This is a genomic window from Azonexus sp. (assembly GCF_036170495.1).
Taxonomy (GTDB): domain Bacteria; phylum Pseudomonadota; class Gammaproteobacteria; order Burkholderiales; family Rhodocyclaceae; genus Azonexus.
On sequence record NZ_JAVHPH010000199.1, the window covers coordinates 1 to 3,892 of the forward strand.

A 3,892-nucleotide genomic window follows, 5' to 3' on the forward strand; every position below is an offset into this window, starting at 1 on the left:
GATTCTGAATGATTTTTTCGAGGCCGGCGAAAGCACCTCCGCAGACGAACAGGATGTTCGTCGTATCGACCTGGACGAAATCCTGATTCGGATGCTTGCGGCCACCCTGCGGCGGAATAGATGCGACGGTGCCTTCGATCAGTTTGAGCAGGGCCTGCTGGACGCCTTCACCAGAAACGTCGCGGGTGATCGAGGGGTTGTCGGATTTGCGCGAAATCTTGTCGATTTCGTCGATGTAGACGATGCCCTGCTGAGCTTTTTCAACATCGTAGTCGCACTTTTGCAACAGCTTCTGGATGATGTTTTCCACATCTTCGCCGACGTAGCCAGCTTCGGTCAGCGTCGTTGCATCGGCCATCACGAACGGCACGTTGAGCAGGCGCGCCAGCGTTTGGGCGAGCAGGGTCTTGCCCGAACCGGTGGGACCGACAAGCAGGATGTTGCTCTTGGCTAGTTCTACTTCGCCAGCATTCTTGGCGGTATGGCGCAGGCGCTTGTAATGGTTGTAGACAGCCACGGCGAGGATGCGCTTGGCGACTTCCTGACCGATGACGTACTGGTCGAGAATCGAGCAAATTTCGCGTGGCGTCGGCAGGTCCGAACGACCAGCCTTGGCTGCTTCTTCGGGCAGTTCGTCGCGGATGATGTCATTGCAGAGTGCAATGCACTCGTCGCAGATGAACACCGACGGACCGGCGATAAGCTTTTTGACTTCATGCTGGCTCTTGCCGCAGAAGGAGCAATAGAGCAGTTTTTCCTGGCCGCCTTTAGTCATCTGTAGCTCTCCGTTCAAGCCGCGTCGCGGCGGGTCAATACCTTGTCGATCAAACCGTATTCAGCCGCTTCAGCAGCGGATAGGAAATTGTCGCGGTCGGTGTCTTTTTCGATGCGTTCGAGCGGTTGACCGCTGTGCTCGGCCATGATCCGGTTGAGGCGGTCGCGAATCGACAGGATTTCCTTGGCGTGGATGGCGATATCCGAGGCTTGGCCCTGGAAGCCGCCCAGCGGCTGGTGAATCATGACGCGCGAATTGGGCAGGGCAAAGCGCTTGCCCTTGGCGCCGGCGTTGAGCAGGAAGGCGCCCATCGAGGCGGCCTGGCCGATACACAGCGTGGACACGTCTGGCTTGATGAACTGCATGGTGTCGTAAATCGACATTCCGGCCGTTACCGAGCCGCCCGGCGAGTTGATGTAGAAGTAGATGTCCTTGTCCGGATTTTCTGCTTCAAGAAACAGCAACTGGGCGACGACCAGATTGGCCGTGATGTCGTTGACCGGGCCGACAAGAAAAATCACCCGCTCTTTGAGGAGGCGCGAATAGATGTCGTACGCGCGTTCGCCGCGGCCGCTCTGCTCTACCACCATGGGGACCATGCCGAGTGCCTGTGGATCCCAATTGCTTGCGTTGTCGATATTCATGTCAGCCCTTGTCTGTTGCCATTTCGTTACATTCAAGACGATTGTTGCTTTTACAACAAGGTCCGGATTACTGCTTTTGGCCCATCAGTTCATCAAAAACTGCAGCCTTGTCGGTGACCTTGGCTTTGCCCAGGACCCACGCAACCACGTTATTCTCGATGGCGACGCCTTCAACTTCCTGCAGGCGCTGCGGTTGAGCGTAGTACCAGCGAATGACTTCTTCCGGGTGCTCGTAGCTTTGGGCGTTTTCTTCGACCATCGCACGAACCTGTTCAGGGGTTGCCTGAAGCTTCTCCGTTTTCACAACCTCAGCAAGGATCAGGCCAAGTGTGACGCGGCGTTTTGCCTGGTCGGCAAACCACTCCGGCTGGATCGGCATGTCCTTGACCTTCATGCCGCGCTGTTCCATGTCTTGGCGGGCGGCCTGCATCAGGCGCTGGATTTCCATGTCGACCAGCGAGGTCGGAATGGAGATCGGGTTGGCCTTGATCAGGGCTTCCATGACCTGATCCTTGAGCTTGCCTTCGATGCGGCGTTTTACTTCACGCTTGAGGTTGGTTTCGATCTCAGCGCGCATTTTGGCCACGTCGCCGTCGGCAATGCCCATGCTGGTGGCGAATTCGGCATTGAGTTCGGGCAGTACCGGCGCCTGAACCTGCTTGACGGTGATGTCGAACTGGACTGTCTGGCCAGCCAGATCCTTGGCGTGGTAGTCAGCCGGGAAGGCCAGATCGAATGTCTTGGATTCACCTGCCTTGGCGCCTTCAACGGCGTTTTCGAAATCGGGCAGCATCATGCCCTGGCCGAGGACGAACGGATAATCGCTTGCTTGGCCGCCCTGGAAGGGTACGCCATCCTTCTTGCCGAGGAAGTCGATAACAACGCGGTCCTCCTTGGCGGCAGCACGGTCGGCATCTTCGTAGGAGACGCGTTGCTTGCGCAGGATGTCGAGGGTCTTGTCGACTTCGGCGGCGCTGACTTCGAGGATCGGACGTTCGATTTCGGTGGTCGACAGGTCTCCGGGGGTAAATTCCGGATAGACCTCGAAAATGGCCGAGAACTCAATGTGCGTGGTACTTTCGGTGGACTTCGGCTCGATGCGCGGGTAACCGGCGACACGCATCTTCTTTTCGGTGACGGTTTCGCCGAAAACGCGGTCGAGTTCCTCTGATAGTACTTCGTGGCGAGCCTGGTCGCCATGCTGCTGCTTGACGATGCTGAACGGCACCTTGCCCGGACGGAAGCCAGGTACCTTCATGTTCTTGCCCATGCGCTTCAGGCGCTGTTCCATGACTTTCTCGACATCGGCAATGGCGATGGAGAGGTCGATGCGGCGTTCAAGTTCGTTAGCTTGTGCAGTAGTTGCTTCCATGAGAGTTCCTTGTGACTTCGGAGCCGAAAAATAAAGCGGACAATAATATCACGGCAGGTCGAATGCCGGATGCTTCTGCCGAACAGTGAGGATAGGCGCGTTTGGCTGTAGACAGACGCTTTGGAACTTCGTACAATGCGCGCCTTCTTCAGTGGCGGCTGTAGCTCAGTTGGTAGAGTCCCGGATTGTGATTCCGGTTGTCGTGGGTTCGAGCCCCATCAGTCGCCCCAGAATTCAACCCCCGCACACCGCAAGGTCTGCGGGGGTTTTCACTTTGGAGCGCCCGGAACGTGACAAATTCGGATATTGCCTGCCTGCAGCCAGCGATCGTCTGGTCCCATTTTGCGACTTTGTGCGCGACGCCGCGGGCTTCGAAGGCGGAAGCGATGCTGCGGGACTCATTGTTGCAGTGGGCCTTGGCGCGTGGTTTGGAGGCGGTGGTCGATGCGGCGGGCAATCTGGTTATCCGCAAGGCGGCGAGCGCCGGGGCAGAGAGTCGGCCGGGTGTGGTGCTGCAGGCGCATCTCGACATGGTGTGCCAGAAGAATGCGGATAGCGGCCATGATTTTTCCCGAGATCCGATCGTTCCGGAGTTGCGCGATGGCTGGCTGGTGGCCGAAAAGACGACGCTGGGGGCCGATAACGGGATCGGTGTGGCGCTGATTCTCGCGGCGCTGGAGGATGAAAGTCTGGTCCACGGGCCGCTCGAGGCCTTGCTGAGCGTGGATGAGGAGGCCGGGATGGGCGGCGCGCGCGGCCTGGCGGCAGGCGTTCTGCAGGGGCGGCTGATGCTCAATCTCGATACCGAGGCGTGGGGCGAGTTTTATTTGGGTTGTGCCGGTGGGTTGGACGTCAATGTCGAGCGCGGTGGTGTGGCGGAGCCTGTTCCGGCTGGCTTCGAGGTGGTCAGGATTACGTTGAGCGGCCTGCGCGGGGGGCATTCTGGCGTCGATATCCACGAGGAGCGGGGCAACGCGATCAAGTTGCTGGTTCGTGTCCTGCGCGAATTGGAGGGCGTGACGCCGCTGCGGTTGGTCGATCTGGTTGGCGGTTCGGCGCGCAATGCCTTGCCGCGCGAGGCGGTGGCGACGGTGGCTGTGC

Annotated in this window: 4 protein-coding genes and 1 tRNA gene; 2 read left to right on the forward strand and 3 right to left on the reverse strand. The window is 58.8% G+C overall.

The window, feature by feature from the left end; translation table 11 throughout:
• The 3 genes from clpX to tig form a co-directional block, all read right to left on the reverse strand.
• Nucleotides 1-775: ATP-dependent Clp protease ATP-binding subunit ClpX (gene clpX / locus ADADOO_RS06680; RefSeq protein ID WP_511276083.1), on the reverse strand; the 775-nt coding region annotated here is incomplete at its 3' end.
• A gap of 14 nt (nucleotides 776-789) precedes the next feature.
• Entirely contained in the window at nucleotides 790-1,419 is a 630-nt protein-coding gene (gene clpP, locus ADADOO_RS06685) for an ATP-dependent Clp endopeptidase proteolytic subunit ClpP (protein ID WP_511276085.1), read from the reverse strand.
• Nucleotides 1,420-1,486: 67 nt separating this feature from the next.
• Complete coding sequence (gene tig, locus ADADOO_RS06690; protein ID WP_511276086.1) at nucleotides 1,487-2,791, reverse strand: trigger factor; 1,305 nt, start codon at nucleotides 2,789-2,791, stop codon at nucleotides 1,487-1,489.
• Between the two features lie 154 nt (nucleotides 2,792-2,945).
• Here tig and ADADOO_RS06695 point away from each other — a divergent pair.
• Together ADADOO_RS06695 and ADADOO_RS06700 are read left to right on the forward strand one after the other, a co-directional pair.
• Nucleotides 2,946-3,021, forward strand: a tRNA-His gene (locus ADADOO_RS06695).
• Nucleotides 3,022-3,081: 60 nt separating this feature from the next.
• Nucleotides 3,082-3,892: M20/M25/M40 family metallo-hydrolase (locus ADADOO_RS06700; RefSeq protein ID WP_511276088.1), on the forward strand; the 811-nt coding region annotated here is incomplete at its 3' end.